The following is a 19,127-nucleotide window of genomic DNA, read 5'->3' as shown; positions in this document are numbered from 1 at the left end:
TGCGGCCGTCAGACGACCACGGCCACAGGGACCGCGCCGCGGGCCGAGCGGCGGCGAATCCACTTCTCGGCCTCCACGGCAAGAAAGACCACCACCGCGCATGCCAGGCACAGCGCCAGTTCGCCGGCCGTCAGCGCCTCGGTGCGGAACACCGACTGCAGGGCCGGAACGTAGATCACCGCGAGCTGGAGCGCAAAGGTCGACAGGACCGCGCCGGCCAGCGGCAGATTGCTTCGCAGCCCCTGGGTGAACAGCGAATCGGTCTCCGAGCGAATGGCCAGCACGTGCCCCATCTGGGACAGCGTGAGCACCGTGAATACCATGGTCTGCCAGTGCATGTCCGTCTTCAGGGCCCAGGCCTGGATGCCAAGGCACAGCGCCGCGATCAGCAGGCCGACCCACAGCGTGTGCTGCCAGAGCCCGCCCGCGAACACGCTCTCGCCCGGCGCGCGCGGCGGGCGCTGCATGACGCCCCGCTCCGCGGGCTCGGCAGCCAGGGCGAGGCCTGGCAACCCGTCGGTCACCAGGTTCACCCAGAGGATGTGCAGCGGCAGCAGCGGAATCGGCATGCCCATCAGGGGCGCGAGGAACAGGGTCCAGATCTCGCCGGAATTCCCGGTCATCGCGTAGCGGATGAACTTGCGGATGTTGTCGAAGATGCGCCGGCCCTCGCGCACGGCCGCCACGATGCTCGCGAAGTTGTCGTCGAGCAGCACCAGGCTGGCCGCCTCGCGCGCGACGTCGGTGCCGCCCAGCCCCATGGCCACGCCGATGTCCGCCTGCTTGAGCGCGGGCGCATCGTTGACGCCGTCGCCGGTCATGGCCACGAACTGGCCCTGGGCCTGCAGCGCCTGCACGATCCGGATCTTCTGGGCCGGATCGACCCGTGCATACACGCGCACGTCGCGGGCCGCACGCTGCAGCGCGGCGTCGTCCATCGCGCCGAGGTCCGCGCCCGTGAGCACCGGCCCGCCGCCTTCGGCAATGCCGAGTTCGCGTGCGATCGCCAATGCGGTGGCCGGATGGTCGCCCGTGATCATCACCGGCGTGATGCCCGCGCTGCGGCAGTCGGCCACGGCAGCCTTGGCTTGCGGCCGCGGCGGGTCGGCCAGCCCGACGAGGCCGAGCAGGACCATGCCGGATTCAACGTCCTCTGCGGACCGGCCCGCCGGGTTCTGCGCGAAGGAGCGGCGTGTCACCGCCAGCACGCGCAGGCCCTGGGCTGCCATGGTCTGCGCGGCTGACAAGGCCTCGGTGCTGTCCAGCTCGAGATCGCCCTGCCCCGATGCCACGTGCGTGCAGCGCGGCAACACGGTTTCGGGTGCACCCTTGGTGACGACGATCCAGCCATCCTGCTCTCGGTGCAGCGTGCTCATGCGCTTGCGGCCGGCGTCGAAGGGCCACTCGTCCAAACGTGCATGGGCCGCACGCACGGCAGCCGGCTCGAAGCCGGCCGCCTGGGCGGCTTCGACCAGCGCGGTCTCGGTGGGGTCGCCCACCCACTCTCCACGCGCACCAAGGCTGGCGTCGGTGCACAGCAGCACCGCACGCCACAGGGGATCCCGCGAACCGCCGGCGAGGAGATCCACCACCTGCACCCGCATGCGGTTCTGCGTCAGGGTGCCGGTCTTGTCGGAACAGATCACGCTGACGGAGCCGAGCGTCTCCACCGAAGGCAGGCGGCGCACGAGCGCATTCACCTTCACCATGCGGCGCGCACCCAGCGCAAGCAGCACGGTCACCACGGCCGGCAGCGCCTCCGGAATGGCCGCCACCGCCAGGCTGATGGCGGTCAGCGCCATGAGCAGCACCGGCTCGCCCCGCATCACGCCGATGCCGAAGATCAGCGCGCACAGGCACAGCACCACCAGCGACAAGCGCTTGCCGAACGAGGCCAGGCGCAGCTGCAACGGCGTGCTTCGCGCCTGCGTGTCGCGCAGCAGGCCGGCCACGCGGCCCAGTTCCGTCCGGGAGCCGGTGGCGACCACCAGACCTTCGGCACGGCCATGCGTGACCAGCGTGCCCTTGAAGGCCATGTTGAGCCGGTCCCCCACGCCGTGGACGCCGTCGGGCAGATGCGCCGTGTGCTTCTCCACCGTGACGGATTCGCCGGTCAACGTCGATTCGTCCACCCGCAGCTGCGCCGCCTGGTGCAGGCGAAGATCGGCCGGCACGAGGTTGCCCGCCTCGAGCAGCACCACGTCACCCGGCACCAGCGCGCTGGTCTCCAGGACCTGGGAACTGCCCTCGCGCCGCACGGTCGCGTGCGGGCTGGCCAGCCGCTTGAGCGCGTCGAGCGCGCGCTCCGCGCGCCACTCCTGGGTCAGACCGATGGCGGCGTTGAGCACCACGATGACGGCAATGGCGACGGTGTCCGCCACATCGCCGATGAATCCGGACAGCAGCGCCGCCGCAATCAGCACCAGCACCATGAAGTCGCGGAATTGGTCGAGCACCCGCTGCATCAGGCTGCGGGGCGGCGACTGCGGCAGGCTGTTGGGTCCATGGAACTCCTGCCGCTTCAGCGCCTCTTCTGCGCTCAGGCCTTCGCAGGGATCCACACCCAGCCGAACGGCGAGGGCGGCGGCGGGATGCAGGTGCGCATCGCGGGCCAGCGTGTTGGCATCTTGCGGGTCGTTCATCCGGCCATCGTGCATGCCGTGGGCGATCCGGACCTTGAGCGAGCGCAAGGCAGCGGCCGCATGCGGTCACTACATTCGGGGAAACCGGAGGCGCCATGCGCAATGTTCGAATGATTGTCTTCTCTTGTCCGGATGGGCGCTGCCGTGATTGAAGCGCCCGACGAGCTGGACAGAACCCTGCACGCCTTCTGGGGACACGTGGGTGGAGGCATGTCGCCCGCCGCCCGGATGCTGGCGTGGTCCGACTGGGCCATTCACCTCGCAACCCAGCCCGGGCGCACGGCGCGCATCGCCATCGACGCGGCCGCCGTCGGCACACCCGGCCAGGTGCATGAGCCGCGCCTGTCGGGAAAGGAATGGGATGGGTGGCCGTTCAGCCAGTACCGCCAGGTCCACGAGACCCTCGCCCACCGGCTGTGCACCTTCATCCACGGCGTGCCCGGCGTGGACCGGCATCATGAGCAGCTGGTGGCCTTCATGGCACGGCAGTGGCTGGAACTGCTGTCGCCCGCCAACTACGCGATCACCAATCCGCAGGTGCTGCAGCGGATCGCCGAGACCGGCGGCGGCAGCCTGGCGAGCGGCGCGGTGCACTGGATCGAGGATGCGGGCCGCGCGGCATGGGGTCCGCCGCCCGCCGAGGCCGCATCGTTCCGGCCCGGGCACGAAGTCGCGCTCACGCCGGGAAAGGTCATCCTGCGCAACGAGCTGATCGAGCTCATCCAGTACGCCCCGGCCACGCCGACGGTGCATGCAGAGCCGGTCCTGGTCGTCAGCGCCTGGATCATGAAGTACTACGTGCTCGACCTCTCGCCGCACAACTCGCTGATCCGCCATCTCGTGGCCCAGGGGTACACGGTCTTCGCGATGTCCTGGAAGAACCCCGCAGCGGCGGATGCGCAGCTCGGCATGGCCGAGTACCTGCGCCTGGGCATCATGGCCAGCCTCGACGCGGTCGAGGCCGTGGCGCCCCAACGCCGCATCCATGCCGTGGGCTACTGCCTCGGCGGGACCCTGATGGCCATCGCCGCGGCCGCCATGGCGCGGGACCGGGACGACCGTCTGGCCACGCTCACCCTGCTGGCCGCGCAAACGGACTTCACCGAGCCCGGCGAACTGGGGCTCTTCATCGACGAAAGCCAGCTCGCGTTCCTGGAAGACATCATGTCGCGACAGGGTTATCTGGACGCGCAGCAGATGGCGGCGGCTTTCCAGGCGCTGCGCCCCGGCGATCTGGTCTGGGCGCCGATGGTACGCAACTACCTGCTGGGCGAGCGCGTGCCGATGACCGACCTGATGGCGTGGAACGCGGACGGCACGCGCATGCCCTACCGCATGCATTCGGACTACCTGCGCAGCCTCTTCCTCGAGAATGCGCTGGCCGCGGGCCACTACCTGGTCGACGGGCGGCCGGTCTCGCTGAACGACATCGACATTCCCGTGTTCGCGCTCGGCACCCGCACCGACCACGTGGCGCCCTGGCGATCGGTGTACAAGATCCATCTGCTGTGCGATGCCGAAGTCACCTTCGTGCTCACGGAGGGTGGCCACAACGCCGGCATCCTGAGCGAACCGGGCCACCCGCACCGCAGCCACCGGGTGCTCGAGCGAGCGAGGAACGCACCCTACATGGCGCCGGACGAATTTCTCGGGCGTTCGCAGGAGATGGCTGGCTCCTGGTGGCCCTGCTTCGATCAGTGGCTGGCCCGGCATTCGGGCCCGAGGCGACGGCCGCCGGCCATGGGATCGCCGCGGCGCGGCTACCCGCCGCTCGGCGACGCGCCGGGCAGCTACGTTCTTGTGCGCTGAGTTCGCCGGCCGGTGCGCCGTTTTCAGTGCGCCGTCAGGACCGGCACGGTCATCTGCGCGAGGATCTGCCGCGTGACGCCGCCGAGAATCAGCTCGCGCAGCCGCGAGTGGCCGTAGCCGCCCATCACGAGCAGGTCGGCGCCCAGTTCGGCGACGCGCGACAGCAGCGCGTCGGCAATATCGATGCCGGTGACATTCCGCTCGAACGTCGCCTGGATGCCGTGCCGCGACAGGAATCGCAGCATGTCCGCGGCGGATGGCTGCCGGTCATCGTCCTCTTCCTCCTTCGGGCGCCGGAACGAAGCGAGCGTCACGCGGGATGCACGCCGCAGCGCCGGCAGCGCGGCATGGAGCGCGACGGCGGCCTCCCGCGAGCCGTTCCAGGCGACCACGGCGTTGCGTGGGACGCTCTCGAACTGCCCGGCGGAAGGCACGATCAGCACGGGCTGCCCCACCTCCATCAGCACATGCCCCGCGAGGCCATGCAGCGGGATGTCCATCGCGTTCGATGTGTCGTCCTGCCCCAGCACGACGAGGTCGCTCGCACGGCCATGCTGCACCACGGCATCGATGGTCGCGCCATCGACCAGGCGCACCTCGTACGAGAGGGAACCCGTCGCCACGATGCTCTGCCTGAACTCCCGGCTGATGGCTTCGGCACGCCGTCGCAGGTAGTCGGCCGACTCCGCGATGAAGTCGGTCATGCCCGTGGCGATGGCATCGGCGGGAATCACGCCGTCAACCAGCCCCGTAGGCACGAGGCCGACAAGATGGCTTTCGTGCGCCCTGGCCCAGCGGGCCGCCAGCGCCGCACGCGCCGCACTGCGGTCCGAATGGTCGAGGTGGACGAGAATGGTCTTGAAGCTCATGGCATGGCCCCGTTTGGTGATGCGTTGCGCCTCGGGCGTGGGAGAGATGAGGTCGGATGGATCATCGGTTCCCGCGGCGCGGCTGCATTGATCCTGATCAAGCCAGCACGTGGCATCTGTCCGATGCGCGTTCCAAGCCTTGACGACGCGCCGCATCGAAAGACACTGGGCGCATGAACGACACCGTACCGCCAGACGCCATCGTCGGCCTTGCCGTGGCGCTGGGCATCGGCCTGCTCGTCGGCATCGAGCGCGAACGCCGCAAGGGCGCCGGCAATGACCGCGCGGCCGCGGGATTGCGCACCTTCGCCATCGCCGCGGTGGCCGGCGCACTGGCGCAGCTTGTTCCCGCGCCGGGGCTCGTGCCCGTCGGGGCAGGCTTTGTCGCGCTGCTCGCGGCGGTGTCCCATTGGAAGAGCCACTCGAACGATCCGGGCCTCACCACCGAAATTGCGCTGTTCGCAACCTACCTGATCGGCGTGCTGTCGGTCACCTCTCCCTCGCTGGCGGCCGCATGCGGAACCGGCCTGGCCTTGCTGCTGGCCGCACGCAGCCGCCTGCACCGGTTCGCGACGCAGCTGCTGAGCGAGCAGGAGCTGCACGACGGTGTCCTGCTGGCTGCACTCGCGCTCATCGTGCTGCCGATGGTCCCCTCCATGCCCATCGCGGTGCTCGGCGGCATCAATCCCCGGCCGCTCGCCGCGCTGGTGCTGCTGATCATGGCGATCCAGGCGGCGGGCCAGACCGCGATGCGGTGGCTCGGCGTGCGAGGCGGCATCCTGGGCTCCGGGCTCCTGTCGGGTTTCGTCTCGAGCACGGCCACGGTCGCATCGTTCGGCAGCCGGGCGCGCCAGCAGCCGGGCCAGGCGCCGCTGCTCGCAAGCGGTGCCTCCCTGTCCGCGGTCGCCACTTGGCTGCAGGCGCTGATGATGAGCGCCGCCCTGTCGCCCAGCGCGGCACTCGCGCTGCTGCCCACGGCCCTGGCGGGCGCGGCGGGTGCAGCGACCGTCGGGCTGCTGCCCATCGTCCTGCGCAAGCCGGCTCCGGCAGCCGAGCCCCCGATCCCCACCCGAAGCGCCCTGCGCCCGCGCGAGGCACTCGCCGTTGCCCTGGCACTGGCGCTCGCCGCGCTGCTGGTCGGCGCGGCGCAGCAGCGCTTCGGCGACACCGGCCTGCGCGTCAGCGTCGCACTCGCCGCGCTGCTTGACGCGCATGCACCCGTGGCATCACTGGCATCGCTGCACGCGGCGGCGGCGCTGACGACGGAGCATTTCGTCGGGGGCGTGCTGATCGCCATTGCGGCGAACACGTTCACGCGCTGCACGGTGGCCGCAGTCGCCGGAGGAAGCCGCTACGCACTGCGTGTGGCGCTCAGCTTGACCGCGAGCCTTGCGATCGCTGCCACCGCCGCCTGGTGGCACCAGCGCTTGCTCGCCGGCTGAAGCCCGGGGCGGCCGGCCGCGCACGGACTTGATCGAGCGCAATCCCCGACGTTGCTTGCCGACCTAAGCTTGGCCGTCACTTCCTGCGAGACTGCCATGAAACCCCAATGGATCGTTGTCACGAATGCCGCGCTCGCGCGCATCTTCAGCCGGAAATCCGCCATCGAGCCGATGGTGCCGGTCGCAACCCTCACCCACGCGCAAAGCCGCCTGCGCGCCGGCGCACTCGCGGCCGACCGCGCCGGCCGCCAGGCCGCCGACAACAGCCATGGCGCCAACCAGTTCGAGTCACGCAGCGACCCGCACCGCAAGGAGCATCAGCGCTTCGCCCGGGAGATCGCGCAGCAGTTGGATGAAGCACTGGCCGCGGGCAAGTTCGGCTCGCTCCTGATCTTTTCGTCCAACCCTTTCATCGGCGAGCTCAGGGCCCAGCTGAGCCATGCAGTGAGCGAGCGCGTCCAGGCCTTGCTCGACCGCGACCTTTCCCATGTGGGAATCACCGAGCTCGAACGGCGCATCGCCGTGCCATCGGACGGAAAGGCCTGAGCGCCATGCCCCACGCCGCCACCTTCTCCCGCGAAGACGCGCCAGCGGACCTCGCGCAGTCGCAGCTGTTCCAGTCGAAGGGCTGGCGCTGCGAACTGGTTGCGCGTCCTGTGGGCGCGTTTTTCCAACCCGTTGCGATCTGCCGGTCCGGGGCTGCAGAGGCGGTGCACCTGCCCGAGGACGCGGCACCGTACGCCACGGCCGCCGAGGCACTGCGCCATGCACGGCGGCAAGCCATGCGGTACGCGAGCCATCACTGAAGCGGCGAGCCGTCCCCCGGTTCATTGCGCTGGCGCAAGGCGCCTCGCACCGGGTCGACGCAGCATGGCATCCATGAACTCGCTCCATTCCATCCTTGTCCACCTGGACGGCACTGCCCGCGCCGAGACACGGTTGCGGTTCGCCCATCGGCTCGCACAGGCCCACGAGTGCGCGATGACCGCGCTGTTCGCGGTCACGCCCCCTGTGCTGCCGGCGCTGGCCCTGCCCGGCGGCCTGCCGGCGATGCCCATGCGAGGGCCGATCGATCCCGATCATCGGGCGAGCGCCCTCGCGCTATTCGAACGCGCCTTGCAGCACAGCCCTGTCCGCAGCGACTGGCAGGAGCTTCGCGGCGAACCGGTCACCGAGACCTTCGTGCGCCGCGCCCTGACCGCGGACCTCATGGTGCTGGGGCAGCGCGACCCCTTCGATGCCACCGGCTTCGACGTGCCCGGCGACTTCGTCGAGGCGGCGCTGCTCGGCAGTGGCAAGCCGGCCCTGATCGTGCCCTACGCGGGCGCGCCGTCGGCAGAGCTCGATACGGTGCTGGTCGCGTGGCGCTTCACCCGCGAGGCCGCGAATGCCCTCGCCACGGCCGCGCCGGTGCTGTGCAAGGCGAAGCAGGTTCACCTGGTCTGCGCCGCCGAAGAAGGCGGGGGCGACCCGGAACCCGGGATGGCGGCGGTGCGCAACTTCCTGCTGGCGCACGGCGTCGGGCGTGCGCAGGAACATCGCAGTCTCGAGGCACGGCAACCAGGCCGGGCCCTGCTGTCGCTCGCCGGGGACGTCGGTGCCGATCTGATCGTCATGGGCTGCTATGGACACAACAGGGCCAGGGAGCTGGTGCTCGGCGGTGTCACGCGTAGCGTGCTGGAATCGGCGACCCTGCCCGTCTGGATGGCCCACTGAGTCCCTTCGCGATGGAAACCCAGGCCACTCCTGCCCCTTTGCCCTCGGCTGCTGCCGGACGGCCAGCCGACCGCGCGCCGGACATCGAAGCAAAGCTGCGCTGCCTCGAATCCTTTCTCGCGGCGAACGATGCGGGCGCGCGGGCGCAACGCATCGAAACCCACATGTCATGGGTGCTCGTGGGCAAGACGCAGGTGCTGAAACTCAAGAAGCCCGTGGTCTATCCCCCGGTCGACTATTCGAGCGTGGAGGCGCGCGAATGCAATGCCCGCAGGGAGCTTCGGCTGAACCGGCGGCTGGCGCCGGATGTCTATCTGGGCCTGCTGGCGCTGCAATGGCAAGGCGGCAGGCTCAGCGCCGTTGCGGAAGCCTACCTCCAGCCGGGCCGGCAAACGGTGGACTGGGTCGTCGTCATGCGGCGGCTGCCGCAGGACCGCATGCTCGACGAGCTCATCCGGCGCCGCGAACTCGGCCCGGAGGACATCGACGCGCTCGGCGCCACGCTGGCGGCCTTCTATCGCAGTGCGGTACGCGCTGCGGTCGACGAGGGTGAATATGTCGCGCGGCTTCGCCATGGCATCGCGCTCAGCGCGCGCATATTCGAGCGGGCCGCCTTCGCCCTGCCGCGCGTTCGCGAAGCCTGCCAGGCCACGGACGAGGCGCTGACGCTGCACGAAGGGCTGCTGCGCGCACGCGTGGCCGAGGGCCGCCTGGTCGAAGGCCACGGCGATCTGCGCGCCGAGCACGTGTGCCTCGTCGAGCCGCCGGCCGTGTTCGACGCGCTCGAGTTCGATGCCCGCCTGGGCGAGGTCGACCCGTTCGACGAACTGTGCTTCCTGGGCCTGGAATGCGACATGGCGGGCGACGCCTCGATCGGCCCGCTGCTGTGCACCCGCATCGCTGCGGCCCTGGGCGACGCGCCGGCGCCGGCCCTGCTGCGCCTGTACACCGCGAAGAATGCCCTGATGCGGGCGCGGCTGAGCGTCGCGCACCTGATGGAGCCCGATCCCCGCCATCCGGAGAAATGGCTGCCGCAGGCTTCCCGCTACCTGAAGCGGGCGCTCATGGCCCTTGCCGGTTCATGACCGGGCCGATGCCGCGGGCCCCTGCCGATGACGGCGCCCGCTTCGCGGCCTACGGCCCGGCCGCCCACGGCTGCGCGGCCATCAGGGCGATCACCTGTTCGTCGGTGGTCTGATTGAAATGGTGGTAGTACGCCCCCACGGCGACGAAAGGCTCCGGGGTCAGAAGGCAGACGAGGGCATCCACCTCCGTGCGCAGCCGCTCCAGCTGCGCCGCTGGAGCGACCGGCACGGCCAGGACGATGCGCTCGGGCCTGCGGTCGCGCAGGCTCCGCAGCGCCGCCCGCACCGTGGTGCCGGTTGCGATTCCATCATCGACCAGCACCGCCGTCCGGCCCACAACCGGCGGCGATGGACGCCCCTGCAAGTAAAGCCTGCGCCTGCGCTCGATCTCCTCGAGATGAAGCGGCAACTCGCCCTGCACGTAGTCGGGCGAGGCACCGGCCAGCCGCAGGGTTTCACTGCAGACCTCGACGACCGGCCGCGCGCCTGCGGCAACCGCCGCCACGGCGACCTCCGGCTGGCCGGGCGCGCCGATCTTGTGCACCAGCAGCAGGTCGAGTGGTGCACGCAGCGCACGCGCGACCTCTGCTGCCACCGGGACTCCGCCGCGAGGCAGCGCAAATACGACCGGATCCCGCAGATTCATCTTGCGCAGTTCCCTGGCCAGGCGGCGCCCGGCATCCGCGCGATCCTCGAAAAGCTGGTTCATCGTGGCGCTCCGGAGCGGCCGTCAAGGGATTCCTCGTTGAGACCTGCAAATATTGACGGGTCCATGCGAGCCGGACTTGCGCTGGATCAAGCTGCGCGCCGACGGCTGGCATTACATTGGACGTGCCGATGGATCCAAGGCAAACGCCGGGAATTCAGCGGTGGCAGTGAGGGTTCCCCTTCGGGGGAGTTCATGGTGTCGCTCCGACACCGTGGGGATGAAGGCAACCTCAGACCGCCTGGGCCGAAGGGCTTGGGCGGGGACCTTCACCAAGCCCGCCATCCGCGAGGATGGCGGGCTTCTTTTTTTGCCACGGGACTTCGCCTGCGGGACGTCAGCGCAGCGAGGAAACCACGCGCCTGGTCTTGCCGCTGCGCCCGCAGCAGCCGCTCTCGCCGACACGGCACCGGATGCGCACGCCGACCGCCCCCTGCGCCGCCAGGAAGTCCCGGAGCACCCGGCTCGCCTTCTCCAGCGCCGCTTGCGTGTCCGCGCCGCTTCGGCCGGTTCGCAGCAGCAGCTCGCCGGGGCCCTGCTGCACCAGCTGGAAATCGAACAGGCCCGCCTCCTCCTCGAGCACGGTGCTCACCGCCAGCGGAACGATCTTCACGGGCGGCGCGCCGCTGGCGCCGCGAAAGACGAGCGTGTCGTCGTCGCGCCCCTCGACCTCGATCGCCGGAAGCCGCGAGCCGCATGCACAGCGCGACGCCAGCAGCGTGACGCGGTCGCCCAGGTCGTAGCGGATCAGTGGCTGCACGTGATTGGCCAGATTGGTCAGCAGGGTCGTCGTGCCCGGGCGGCCCGGCGGCACGGCCGCGCCGTGCGCATCGACCGGCTCGAGAATCGCCCAGTCGCTGTTCAGATGCAGCACGCCGAGGCTGCACTCGAAGGCCAGCGACAGGAACTCCGAAGCGCCGTAGCTGTTGGCGACCGGACACTCGAACGCGTTCCGGACGAAGGCGCGCCTGGTGCGGGAAAAGCCTTCGCCGCCGGTCCAGATCTCCTGCAGCGGCACCTTCAATCGCCCGCAGCGCCGCTCCTGCGCCAGCAGCACCGCCGCGCTCGGATAGGTGGCGAGCACCGTCGGGCGGAACGCATTCAGCTGCGCGACCAGTGCGTCGATCGGCTGCAGGAAGGAGAAGCCGCGCAGACGGTCCGCCAGACCGGGCTGGAGCCGGCGCAGGCGTTCCACCGACACCGTGCTTGCGAAATGGCCGCCCGTCGCGCCGACGAAGGCGACGCGCTCGGTCAGCCCCCACGGGTCCAGCCACCGCTGGAGCGGCTGAAGCACCGGCCGGCGCAGGGCCTCCAGGGCGTCGTAGACCGCCATGGCCGCCGCGTCCTGGACGAAGATGCCCGGCTCGCCGGTGCTGCCCGAACTCTCCCAGACCATGTAGCGGCCGAGCCAGGGCTCGGCGATGTTCGCGCGGTCCGCGACGAAGCCGCGCAGGCGGCCCAGGTCGAGTGCCGGGTCGGCCACCCAGGACTTGAAGTCGCGCATCAGTTCCTTCTTGTGCGCGACGGGCAGCGCTTCCAGCCCGATGCGCGTCGGATCGCGGCCGGCGAACACGCGCCGGTACAGGGCCGATCCCGCGGCGGCGGCCGAGAAGAGAGACGCCAGGCGGCTGGCGCGGCGATGCCGAAGCGCTTCGTCGGAAGCGCCCGCGGCCAGGGACACATCCGCTGCGGCAGCGCACGCCCGCCACGGATCAAGGACGGGCAGCATGGGGGGCGTTTCCGGAGTGGGCGAGGCGCATGGCGGTTCCTTGGAACAGCGAGCTTGCGCGCATCATGCACCCATGCATTGACATGCATCAATCGCACACGCTGCGCGGGCGCATCAGACCGTTGCAGCCGGGATTGATCCAGCGCAAAAAGCGACGGTGCTCGGATGCCTAGAGTGGAATCTCGCGCCGCTGCCCGGCTCGAGGGCAGGAATGGTGCGAATTCCAACCAACCTTGTGGAGCAAACCGATGAACGCACTCACTCGCCTTGACCGGCTCGAAAACCTGTTTCCCGACATGCTGCGCCGCTGGGCACGGCCCCTGCAGCTGATGGACGACATCGACCTGCCGGCCGACATTCGTGTCGACGTGAACGAGAACGACAAGGAATACCTTGTCACGGCCGAGATTCCCGGCGCGAAGAAGGAAGACGTCCGCGTCTCGATCGACGGCAACTATGTGTCGATCTCCGCCGAGATCAAGAAGGACCAGGAAAAGAAGCATGGCCGCGCCCTGGTCACCGAAACCTACCGGGGCAGCGTGTCGCGCGGCTTCTCGCTGGCCACCGAAGTCGACGAGAAGACCGCAGTGGCCAAGCTCGAGGATGGCGTGCTGCGCCTGACGCTTCCCAAGCGGGAAGGCACCGGCCGCAGCACCCTCCAGATCCAGTAGGCGGCTGGCCGAACGCCGGCGCTCTTGCCGGCGTTCGGCCAGGTGCCGGCGAAGCCTCAGCGCACCGCACGCACCTTGACGCGCATGCCGTCGCGCAGCGTCGCCGCCGGATAGACGATCACCTCGGCCCCCTCGGCAATCCCCCCGCGCACCCAGGCCTCGCTGCCGTTGCGTCCGCCGAACTCGACCGGCGCAAGCTGCGCTCTTCCCGCCTTCGCCACGAACACGGCCATGCCGCCGCCGGGCTGCGGAAAGACCGCGCTCACCGGCACCCGCAGGACCGAGGCGCGCGACAGCGTCACGATGCGCACCCCCACCCGGTAGCCATCGCCCAGCGCCCGCCACAGATCGGGCGGCCCGACCAGGTCGATCAGGACGTTCACGCGCTGCTCCTCGATGCCCAGCGCCGACACCTTGGTGAACGCGGCCGGCTCGACGCGGCGCACACGGCCCTCCAGCACGCCCTCGCCGCCCCAGCGCTCGATGCGCACCGGGGCGCCAGGCAGCGCCTGCAGCGCATCGGTGGTCAGCAGCTCGACCACGATCTCCAGCCGCGCGGTGTCGCCGATGTCGATCAGCGGCGCGCCGAGCGCCACCGTCGCCTCGCTGGTCTGTGCCACGCGCAGGACGCGCCCGCTCACCGGGGAGCGCAGCGCAAAGCTTCCCTCGCCGGAGCCGGGTGTGCGGATGGCGATCAAGGCGGCACGCGCGGTGTCGCGCTCGTGCCCCGCGACCTGGCGCGACTGCACGGCCGCCTCGAGTTCCATCTGCGCGGCCTCGAGCGTGAGCCGGTCGGTGTCGACCTTGGCCGGCGAAATGAAGTGCTGCTGCGCCAGCTGCTCGTTGCGCCGCAGCTCGATGCGCGCCTGCTCCACGGCGACGCGCGCGCGCTGCACGCCGGCCTCGGCCCTGCGCACCGCCGCCTCGGCGGCTTCGGCGCGGGCGGACTGCTCGCGCCGTGTGCGCTCATCGAGCATGGGCGAAAGCGCCGGCGTGATGGTCGCAACCACGGCGCCCGCCTCCACCGCATCTCCTTCGCGCAGCGCGATGCGGGCCAGCCGGCCGGTCAGCGGCGCGCTCAGGGCATAGCGGTCGCGCAGGCGCGTCCTGCCGTCTTCGAGGATGGCCTGTTCGTACGGGCCCAAGCTGGCGCGCGCCACCTCCACGGCCAGCGGCCTGGGCGCAAAGGCCCAGAGCAGCACAGCCGAGAGGGCCGCACCCGCCGAGATCGATATCCACAAGGTTTTTTTCGAGGTCATCACGGCTTCACTCTCTCGTTTTCAGGGCCGAGACCATGTCGATGCGATCGATGCGGCGGCGCACGATCAGCGCGCTGGCCGCGGCAGCCAGCACCACGGCCAACCCGGCCAGGGCGTAGGTCCGCGCCCGGATCACCACGGGAAACAGGAACTGGTCGGACTTCAGCAGCATGGCGATCAGGTGGACCAGGGCATCGCCCGCCAGCATGCCGAGCGGCAGGGCAATGGCGATGCCGATCGCCATCTCGCCCAGCAGCAGGCCCGATACCTCCGCACGCGTGAAACCGAGCACACGCAGGCTGGCCAGCTCCCAGGCACGCTCGGCCAGCGCGATGCGCGCGTTGTTGTAGACCACGCCCACGGCGATCACCGCGGCAAACAGCGTGAGCACCGTGCTCATGATGAGGATGTTGCGCGCCGTCACCTCCTGCATGTTGCGCAACATCGCCGCCTTGCTGAACGCCCCGGCCGCGCGCGGCAGCGCCTGGACCGCCTGCAGCAGCCGCGCCTCGCTGCCCTGCTCCAGCGCGAGCAGGAAACCGGTGGCGATGTCGCCCTCGCCCAGCGCGCGGTTCAGGGCCTCGCGGTTCATGTAGGCGTTCAATCCCATCATCTCGCGCACCGTGCCGTCCACCCGCGCCTCGAAGGCGCGCCGGCGGCCCTCGTGCACCTCGACGCGCACCACGTCGCCCACGCGCAGGCCCAGCTTCTCGGCCAGCCGGTCGGTCAGCAGCAGGCCGTCGCCGTGCGGAATCGATTGCCGGCCGTTGACATCCACGATGCGCAGCAGTCCGCTGCGCACCGGGCCGCCCCGGACCTGCAGGCGCTTGCGCAGGTGGCCGTTGACCAGCGTCACCTGCACATCGCGCAGCGACTCGTGCGCGAGCACGCCGGGCAGGCGCGCGAGCTGCAGCGCCACGGCATTGTCCGCCGGCTCCACGAGCCAGACGGAGACATTGCTGCGCATCGACAAGGTGAAGGTGCTGTCGACGATCACGTCGATGGCGTCGCGGAAGAAGTTGCCCATCACCACGATCGCCACGGCCGCCGCAACGCCGCCGATCGACAGGCCCGTGCGCACCGGGCGGCGTTCCATGTTGCGAAGAATCATGCGCACGGCCGGACTCAGGCGCGTGATGCCCAGGCGCTCGGCCAGCGTGCGGCGGTAGCTCCCCGGCGCCGGCGGCCGCATGGCCTCGGCCGGCGTCAGCCGAACGGTGGCCGCAATGGCCGAGAGCGTTCCCAGCAGCGCCGTTGCCAGCGTCACCCCGGCCGCCAGCAGCACCAGCCGCGGATCCATGCGGTGCTCGAAATCCGCAAAGTGAAAGACCTCCGCATAGAGGCCGACCAGGCGAGCGCCCAGCCAGTCGCCCAGCGCGACGCCCAGGGCCAGGCCCAGCGCGACGATCACGAGCACCAGGCTCAGGAAGTGGGCGGCGATGGTGCGGTTCGCATAGCCCAGCGCCTTCAGCGCGGCGATCTGCTCGCGCTGCGTGGCAATCAGCCGCGCCAGCACCACGTTCAGCAGGAACGCCGCCACGCCGAGAAAGATGGACGGCAGCATGATGCCGAGCACCCGCTGCTCCTTGATCTCGTTGTCGAGCATGGCGTGCGATACCTGCTCCTCGCGCGTGCGCGGCGCGGCGCCGCCGAAGCGCACCAGCGGCTGTGCCAGCGCATCGGCCACCTCGGCGTCGGAGACGCGCCGCACCGCGGCCGGGGCGAGCCGCACCGCGAGCGTGTTGAACGCGCCTTCCATGTCGTAGGCGCCCGCCAGCACCTCCTGGTCGACCCAGAAGATGCCGAACCCGCGCTGGTCCGGCATGCCCCACAGCCCCGCGAACACGAACTCCGGCGACACGGCGGTTCCGACGACGCGCAGCTGCCGCTGCCGGCCGTTGAGCAGCGCGCCGAAGGTGTCGCCGGGCTTCAGGCCGCGCGCCTGTGCAAAGCCCAGCGACACCAGCGCATCGATGGCCTCGAGCCCTCCCCCCCGGGCGGCGGCGCCATCGAACAGCCCGCGGCCGGCCACGATGCTCACCTGGTTCAGGCGCGGCGGCACGCTCCGGTCGATGCCGATCAGCTGGCCGAGCACCGGGTCGGTGCTCGCGGGCAGCTGGATGCGCACGATCTGCTCGATGGTCGGCTGGACCTCGGCCACGCCCGGCACGTCGCGCAGCTGGCCGACGAGCGCGAGCGGCGCGCGCTTGACCGTGATGAAGATGTCCGCAAAGCGCCCCTGGGCATAGAAGACGTCGCGGGCGGCGGCCAGGGAGTCGATCGCCGACAGGCTCGTGAGAAAGCCGCCGGCGCCGCTGGCCACCACCAGCGCGATCGTCAGCACCTGGCTCCACATCGTGCGCAGGTCGCGCAGCAGCTTGCGGTCGAGCGCTCTCACGGCCGTGCTACCAGGACAGTTCCGCCGGCGCGAGCCGATGCGCATTGCGCTCGATCCTCTGCACCCGGCCATCGCCGAGCGAGATCACGCGGTCGGCCATGCCTGCGATCGAGGCGTTGTGCGTGATCACCAGCGTGGTGGTGCCGAGCTCGCGGTTGACGCGGGCGATCACATCGAGCACCAGCTTGCCCGTCGCATAGTCCAGCGCGCCCGTGGGTTCGTCGCACAGGAGCACCCGGGGCCGCTTGACGATGGCCCTGGCGATCGCCACGCGCTGCTGCTCGCCGCCCGAGAGCTGGGACGGAAAATGGTCGCGCCGCGCCGACAGGCCCACGCGCTCCAGCGCGTCGTCGATCGGCATCGGATCGGTCGCGATGTCCGTCACCAGGGCCACGTTCTCATGCGCCGTGAGGCTGGGAATGAGGTTGTAGAACTGGAACACGAACCCCACGTGCTCGCGCCGGTAGCGCGTGAGTGCCCTGTCGCCGGCTGCGATCAGGTCCTGCTCGAAATAGTGCAGGCTGCCGGTGCTGGCCACCTCGAGGCCGCCCAGGATATTGAGCAGCGTCGACTTGCCGCTGCCGGAAGGTCCGAGCAGAACCACGAACTCGCCGGCCATGACGTCCAGATCGACATCGCGCAGCGCCACGACGTCGACGTCGCCCGCACGATAGGTCTTTCCGAGGCCGCGGGCCCGGAAGACGGGAAGCAGTGGATCGACAGACATGCGCCGATCCTGCGGCGCGATGCCGCCGCGGGCCCTGATCTTCGTCAACTCCAGGCCAGCCTGTGCGCGTGCGGCCAAGGACTCGCAGCCACGGCGCGCAGCGCCACGGTGAACGGCGGGTGAATGCACTGTGACATTCATTCCCGTCGTCGCGCGGAGTTGACGGCCATCAAGGATTGCGGTTCCGCCGCCGATAGGCTGCGGTGATGATGCATTCGACCCTGCCCTGCTTGAACAGTCCCGGCTTGCGCCCCGACGGGTTCCTGAGCGACGACCTTTCGGCCGTCCTCGAGCTTGCATGCCGGCTGAAGGCGGCATCGCTCGCGGGCCGCACCGGCGACAGGCCGCTGGCCGGCAAGAACATCGCCTTGCTGCGCCTGGGCCCGGGCGACGCGGAGATGTCGGTGCTTCATCGCGCCGCCCTGGACCTGGGGGCGCGGGTGGCCCACGTGCGGCTCGGTCCCCCGATCGATCCGGGCGGCACGCAGTTCCGCCATCTTTCGCAGATGCTGGGCCGACTGTACGACGCGATTGATTGTTCCTCCCTGACGCCTGCCGAAGTGCGGCAGATCGAACAGCACGCGGGCGTGCCGGTCTACGACGATCTCGAAGGCATCGACCACCCCGCATGGGTGCTGGCGGACCTGATGACACTGCGCGAACACGGCTGCGCGATCGGTCCGGATGCGCGGATCGACTTTCTCGGCGAGCATGCCGCCGAGCACTCGGAGAACCATCGCTTCGCGTTGCAGGCGATGCTGCTCACCACGATGGGCGGTACCTGAGCCCTGGCATCGCCTCGGCGGACGTTCCTTCATCGACCCTTGCGCCACGTCAAGCCCGCGTGTTCACATGCGCCCGACACTGCAGGCCTCATGAATCCAGAAATCCAATCAACTGTCGCGTTGGCATGGCAGGATGGGTACCGGTTTGCCGTCGATTTCGGGCAGCCCGGCGCCGCCGCGCTCCTGACGGACGTGGAGCCGCCGCTGGGAACGGGGGCCGGCCCCGACTCGGAGCAGCTGCTGGTGGCCGCAGTGGCCAACTGCCTGTCATCCAGCCTGCTGTTCTCGCTGCGCAAGTTCAGGAACGAGGCGGTGCCCATGCGAACGACGGCCGATGCTGCGCTGTCGCGCAATGCCCAGGGCCGGCTGCGCGTGGCCGGCATCGAGGTCGCCATCCGGCTCGGCGTTGCGGCATCGACGCTCAGGCAGCTCGACCGGGCCCTGGCCCAGTTCGAGGACTTCTGCGTCGTCACGCAAAGCGTGCGCGCCGCCATCCCGGTCGAAGTGCGCGTGCTCGACGACAGCGGTGCGCTGCTGACGGGCTGAAAAGCGGGCGCTGGTTCCTGCAGGAGGTTCACATGACCCACGACAGCCTGACCATCATCCGCCACGAGCACCGCGCCCTGTCGGCCATGCTGCGCTCGATCACGCTGCTCCTGCGCGAACACCGGCGGCACGGCACCCTGCCCGACTTCGACGCCCTGCAGGCCATGCTGTTCTACGTCGACGAGTTCCCGGAGAAGCTGCATCATCCGAAGGAAAGCCGGCTGCTGTTTCCGAAGCTGCGCGGACGCAGCGTGCAGACCGATGCAGTACTCGACCGGCTCGAGCGCGAGCATGCACACGGCGAGTGCGCCATCCGCGAACTCGAGCATGCGCTGCTGGGGTTCCGCACGATGAGCGGCACCGCCCAGTGCGAGATGCGGCGCGACAAATTCGAGCAGCTGATGCGGCACTACGCCGACTTCTACCTGGCCCACATGCATGTCGAGGAAACGCAGATTCTGCCGCTCGCCGAATCGGTGCTGAGCGCCGGCGAATGGGCCGAGCTCGACGCCGCCTTCCTCATGAACCGCGATCCGCTCGCGGGCCATGAAGCCGAGGAACCGTACAAGCCGCTGTTCCGCACGATCGTCGCCGCGCTTCACGGTTGCGGCAACCTCGGCTCGGTGCTCGAGGCATTCGCGGGCACCGCGCTTCCGATGTACGCCGACGATGCCCCTGCCCCGCGGCGACCACGGCCTTGATGCCCGTCAAAGCGCGCGGCGCCGCCCCGCCCACAATCCGGC

The 19,127-nt window shown here is 70.0% G+C and carries 17 protein-coding genes; 10 read left to right on the top strand and 7 right to left on the bottom strand.

Annotated features, from left to right (window positions below):
• Window positions 1-8: 8 nt before the first annotated feature.
• On the bottom strand, window positions 9-2,642 hold the full coding sequence (locus tag EJO66_RS22640; RefSeq protein ID WP_125966206.1) for a cation-translocating P-type ATPase: 2,634 nt from the start codon (window positions 2,640-2,642) through the stop codon (window positions 9-11).
• Window positions 2,643-2,774: 132 nt separating this feature from the next.
• On the opposite strand from EJO66_RS22640, the gene EJO66_RS22635 reads away from it, so the two are divergent.
• Window positions 2,775-4,451, top strand: a complete 1,677-nt coding sequence (locus tag EJO66_RS22635; RefSeq protein ID WP_125966260.1) for a PHA/PHB synthase family protein — start codon at window positions 2,775-2,777, stop codon at window positions 4,449-4,451.
• Between the two features lie 23 nt (window positions 4,452-4,474).
• Here EJO66_RS22635 and EJO66_RS22630 read toward each other — a convergent pair whose 3' ends face one another.
• Complete coding sequence (locus EJO66_RS22630) at window positions 4,475-5,320, bottom strand: universal stress protein (protein ID WP_125966205.1); 846 nt, start codon at window positions 5,318-5,320, stop codon at window positions 4,475-4,477.
• Window positions 5,321-5,493: 173 nt separating this feature from the next.
• Here EJO66_RS22630 and EJO66_RS22625 point away from each other — a divergent pair, with 173 nt between their 5' ends.
• From EJO66_RS22625 to EJO66_RS22605, 5 genes are all read left to right on the top strand, one after another.
• Window positions 5,494-6,762, top strand: a complete 1,269-nt coding sequence (locus tag EJO66_RS22625) for an MgtC/SapB family protein (RefSeq protein WP_125966204.1) — start codon at window positions 5,494-5,496, stop codon at window positions 6,760-6,762.
• Between the two features lie 96 nt (window positions 6,763-6,858).
• Window positions 6,859-7,308, top strand: a complete 450-nt coding sequence (locus EJO66_RS22620) for a host attachment protein (RefSeq protein ID WP_125966203.1) — start codon at window positions 6,859-6,861, stop codon at window positions 7,306-7,308.
• Between the two features lie 5 nt (window positions 7,309-7,313).
• Window positions 7,314-7,568 carry a hypothetical protein gene (locus EJO66_RS22615; RefSeq protein WP_125966202.1) on the top strand — a complete coding sequence of 85 codons (255 nt, stop codon included), beginning with the start codon at window positions 7,314-7,316 and terminating at the stop codon, window positions 7,566-7,568.
• 73 nt (window positions 7,569-7,641) lie between these two features.
• The gene (locus EJO66_RS22610; RefSeq protein WP_125966200.1) at window positions 7,642-8,478 is read left to right on the top strand and encodes a universal stress protein; all 837 of its coding nucleotides are present in this window, start codon (window positions 7,642-7,644) and stop codon (window positions 8,476-8,478) included.
• A gap of 11 nt (window positions 8,479-8,489) precedes the next feature.
• Window positions 8,490-9,563: a hypothetical protein gene (locus tag EJO66_RS22605; RefSeq protein WP_125966199.1), complete on the top strand. Its 1,074-nt coding sequence runs from the start codon at window positions 8,490-8,492 to the stop codon at window positions 9,561-9,563.
• 49 nt (window positions 9,564-9,612) lie between these two features.
• Here EJO66_RS22605 and EJO66_RS22600 read toward each other — a convergent pair whose 3' ends face one another.
• Together EJO66_RS22600 and EJO66_RS22595 are read right to left on the bottom strand one after the other, a co-directional pair.
• Complete coding sequence (locus EJO66_RS22600; RefSeq protein ID WP_125966197.1) at window positions 9,613-10,272, bottom strand: phosphoribosyltransferase; 660 nt, start codon at window positions 10,270-10,272, stop codon at window positions 9,613-9,615.
• A 334-nt stretch (window positions 10,273-10,606) separates the two neighbouring features.
• Entirely contained in the window at window positions 10,607-11,998 is a 1,392-nt protein-coding gene (locus tag EJO66_RS22595) for a phenylacetate--CoA ligase family protein (protein WP_125966196.1), read from the bottom strand.
• A 248-nt stretch (window positions 11,999-12,246) separates the two neighbouring features.
• On the opposite strand from EJO66_RS22595, the gene EJO66_RS22590 reads away from it, so the two are divergent.
• A complete protein-coding gene (locus EJO66_RS22590; RefSeq protein ID WP_125966194.1) occupies window positions 12,247-12,669 on the top strand; it encodes an Hsp20/alpha crystallin family protein in 423 nt (140 codons plus the stop codon).
• A 56-nt stretch (window positions 12,670-12,725) separates the two neighbouring features.
• Here the strand turns inward: EJO66_RS22590 and EJO66_RS22585 are convergent, their stop codons facing one another.
• Genes EJO66_RS22585 through EJO66_RS22575 form a run of 3 tightly spaced genes read right to left on the bottom strand, consistent with a single transcriptional unit; the run spans window position 12,726 to window position 17,053 of the window.
• Window positions 12,726-13,928: an efflux RND transporter periplasmic adaptor subunit gene (locus EJO66_RS22585; RefSeq protein ID WP_125966193.1), complete on the bottom strand. Its 1,203-nt coding sequence runs from the start codon at window positions 13,926-13,928 to the stop codon at window positions 12,726-12,728.
• Window positions 13,929-13,935: 7 nt separating this feature from the next.
• Window positions 13,936-16,326, bottom strand: a complete 2,391-nt coding sequence (locus EJO66_RS22580) for an ABC transporter permease (RefSeq protein ID WP_125966192.1) — start codon at window positions 16,324-16,326, stop codon at window positions 13,936-13,938.
• Between the two features lie 7 nt (window positions 16,327-16,333).
• On the bottom strand, window positions 16,334-17,053 hold the full coding sequence (locus EJO66_RS22575; protein WP_125966190.1) for an ABC transporter ATP-binding protein: 720 nt from the start codon (window positions 17,051-17,053) through the stop codon (window positions 16,334-16,336).
• A 209-nt stretch (window positions 17,054-17,262) separates the two neighbouring features.
• Here EJO66_RS22575 and EJO66_RS22570 point away from each other — a divergent pair, with 209 nt between their 5' ends.
• The 3 genes from EJO66_RS22570 (at window position 17,263) to EJO66_RS22560 (ending at window position 19,085) form a co-directional block, all read left to right on the top strand.
• Window positions 17,263-17,838 (top strand): Rossmann-fold NAD(P)-binding domain-containing protein, encoded by a 576-nt coding sequence (locus tag EJO66_RS22570; RefSeq protein ID WP_164547883.1) that lies wholly within the window; start codon window positions 17,263-17,265, stop codon window positions 17,836-17,838.
• A gap of 90 nt (window positions 17,839-17,928) precedes the next feature.
• Complete coding sequence (locus EJO66_RS22565) at window positions 17,929-18,384, top strand: OsmC family protein (RefSeq protein WP_125966187.1); 456 nt, start codon at window positions 17,929-17,931, stop codon at window positions 18,382-18,384.
• A gap of 32 nt (window positions 18,385-18,416) precedes the next feature.
• Complete coding sequence (locus tag EJO66_RS22560) at window positions 18,417-19,085, top strand: hemerythrin domain-containing protein (protein ID WP_125966186.1); 669 nt, start codon at window positions 18,417-18,419, stop codon at window positions 19,083-19,085.
• The last annotated feature ends 42 nt before the right edge of the window (window positions 19,086-19,127 follow it).

Origin of the sequence: Variovorax beijingensis (assembly GCF_003951285.1) — a bacterium.
GTDB lineage: Bacteria > Pseudomonadota > Gammaproteobacteria > Burkholderiales > Burkholderiaceae_C > Variovorax > Variovorax beijingensis.
Note: the sequence above shows the minus strand (reverse complement) of the source record. Positions and strands in the feature narration are given on the sequence as shown.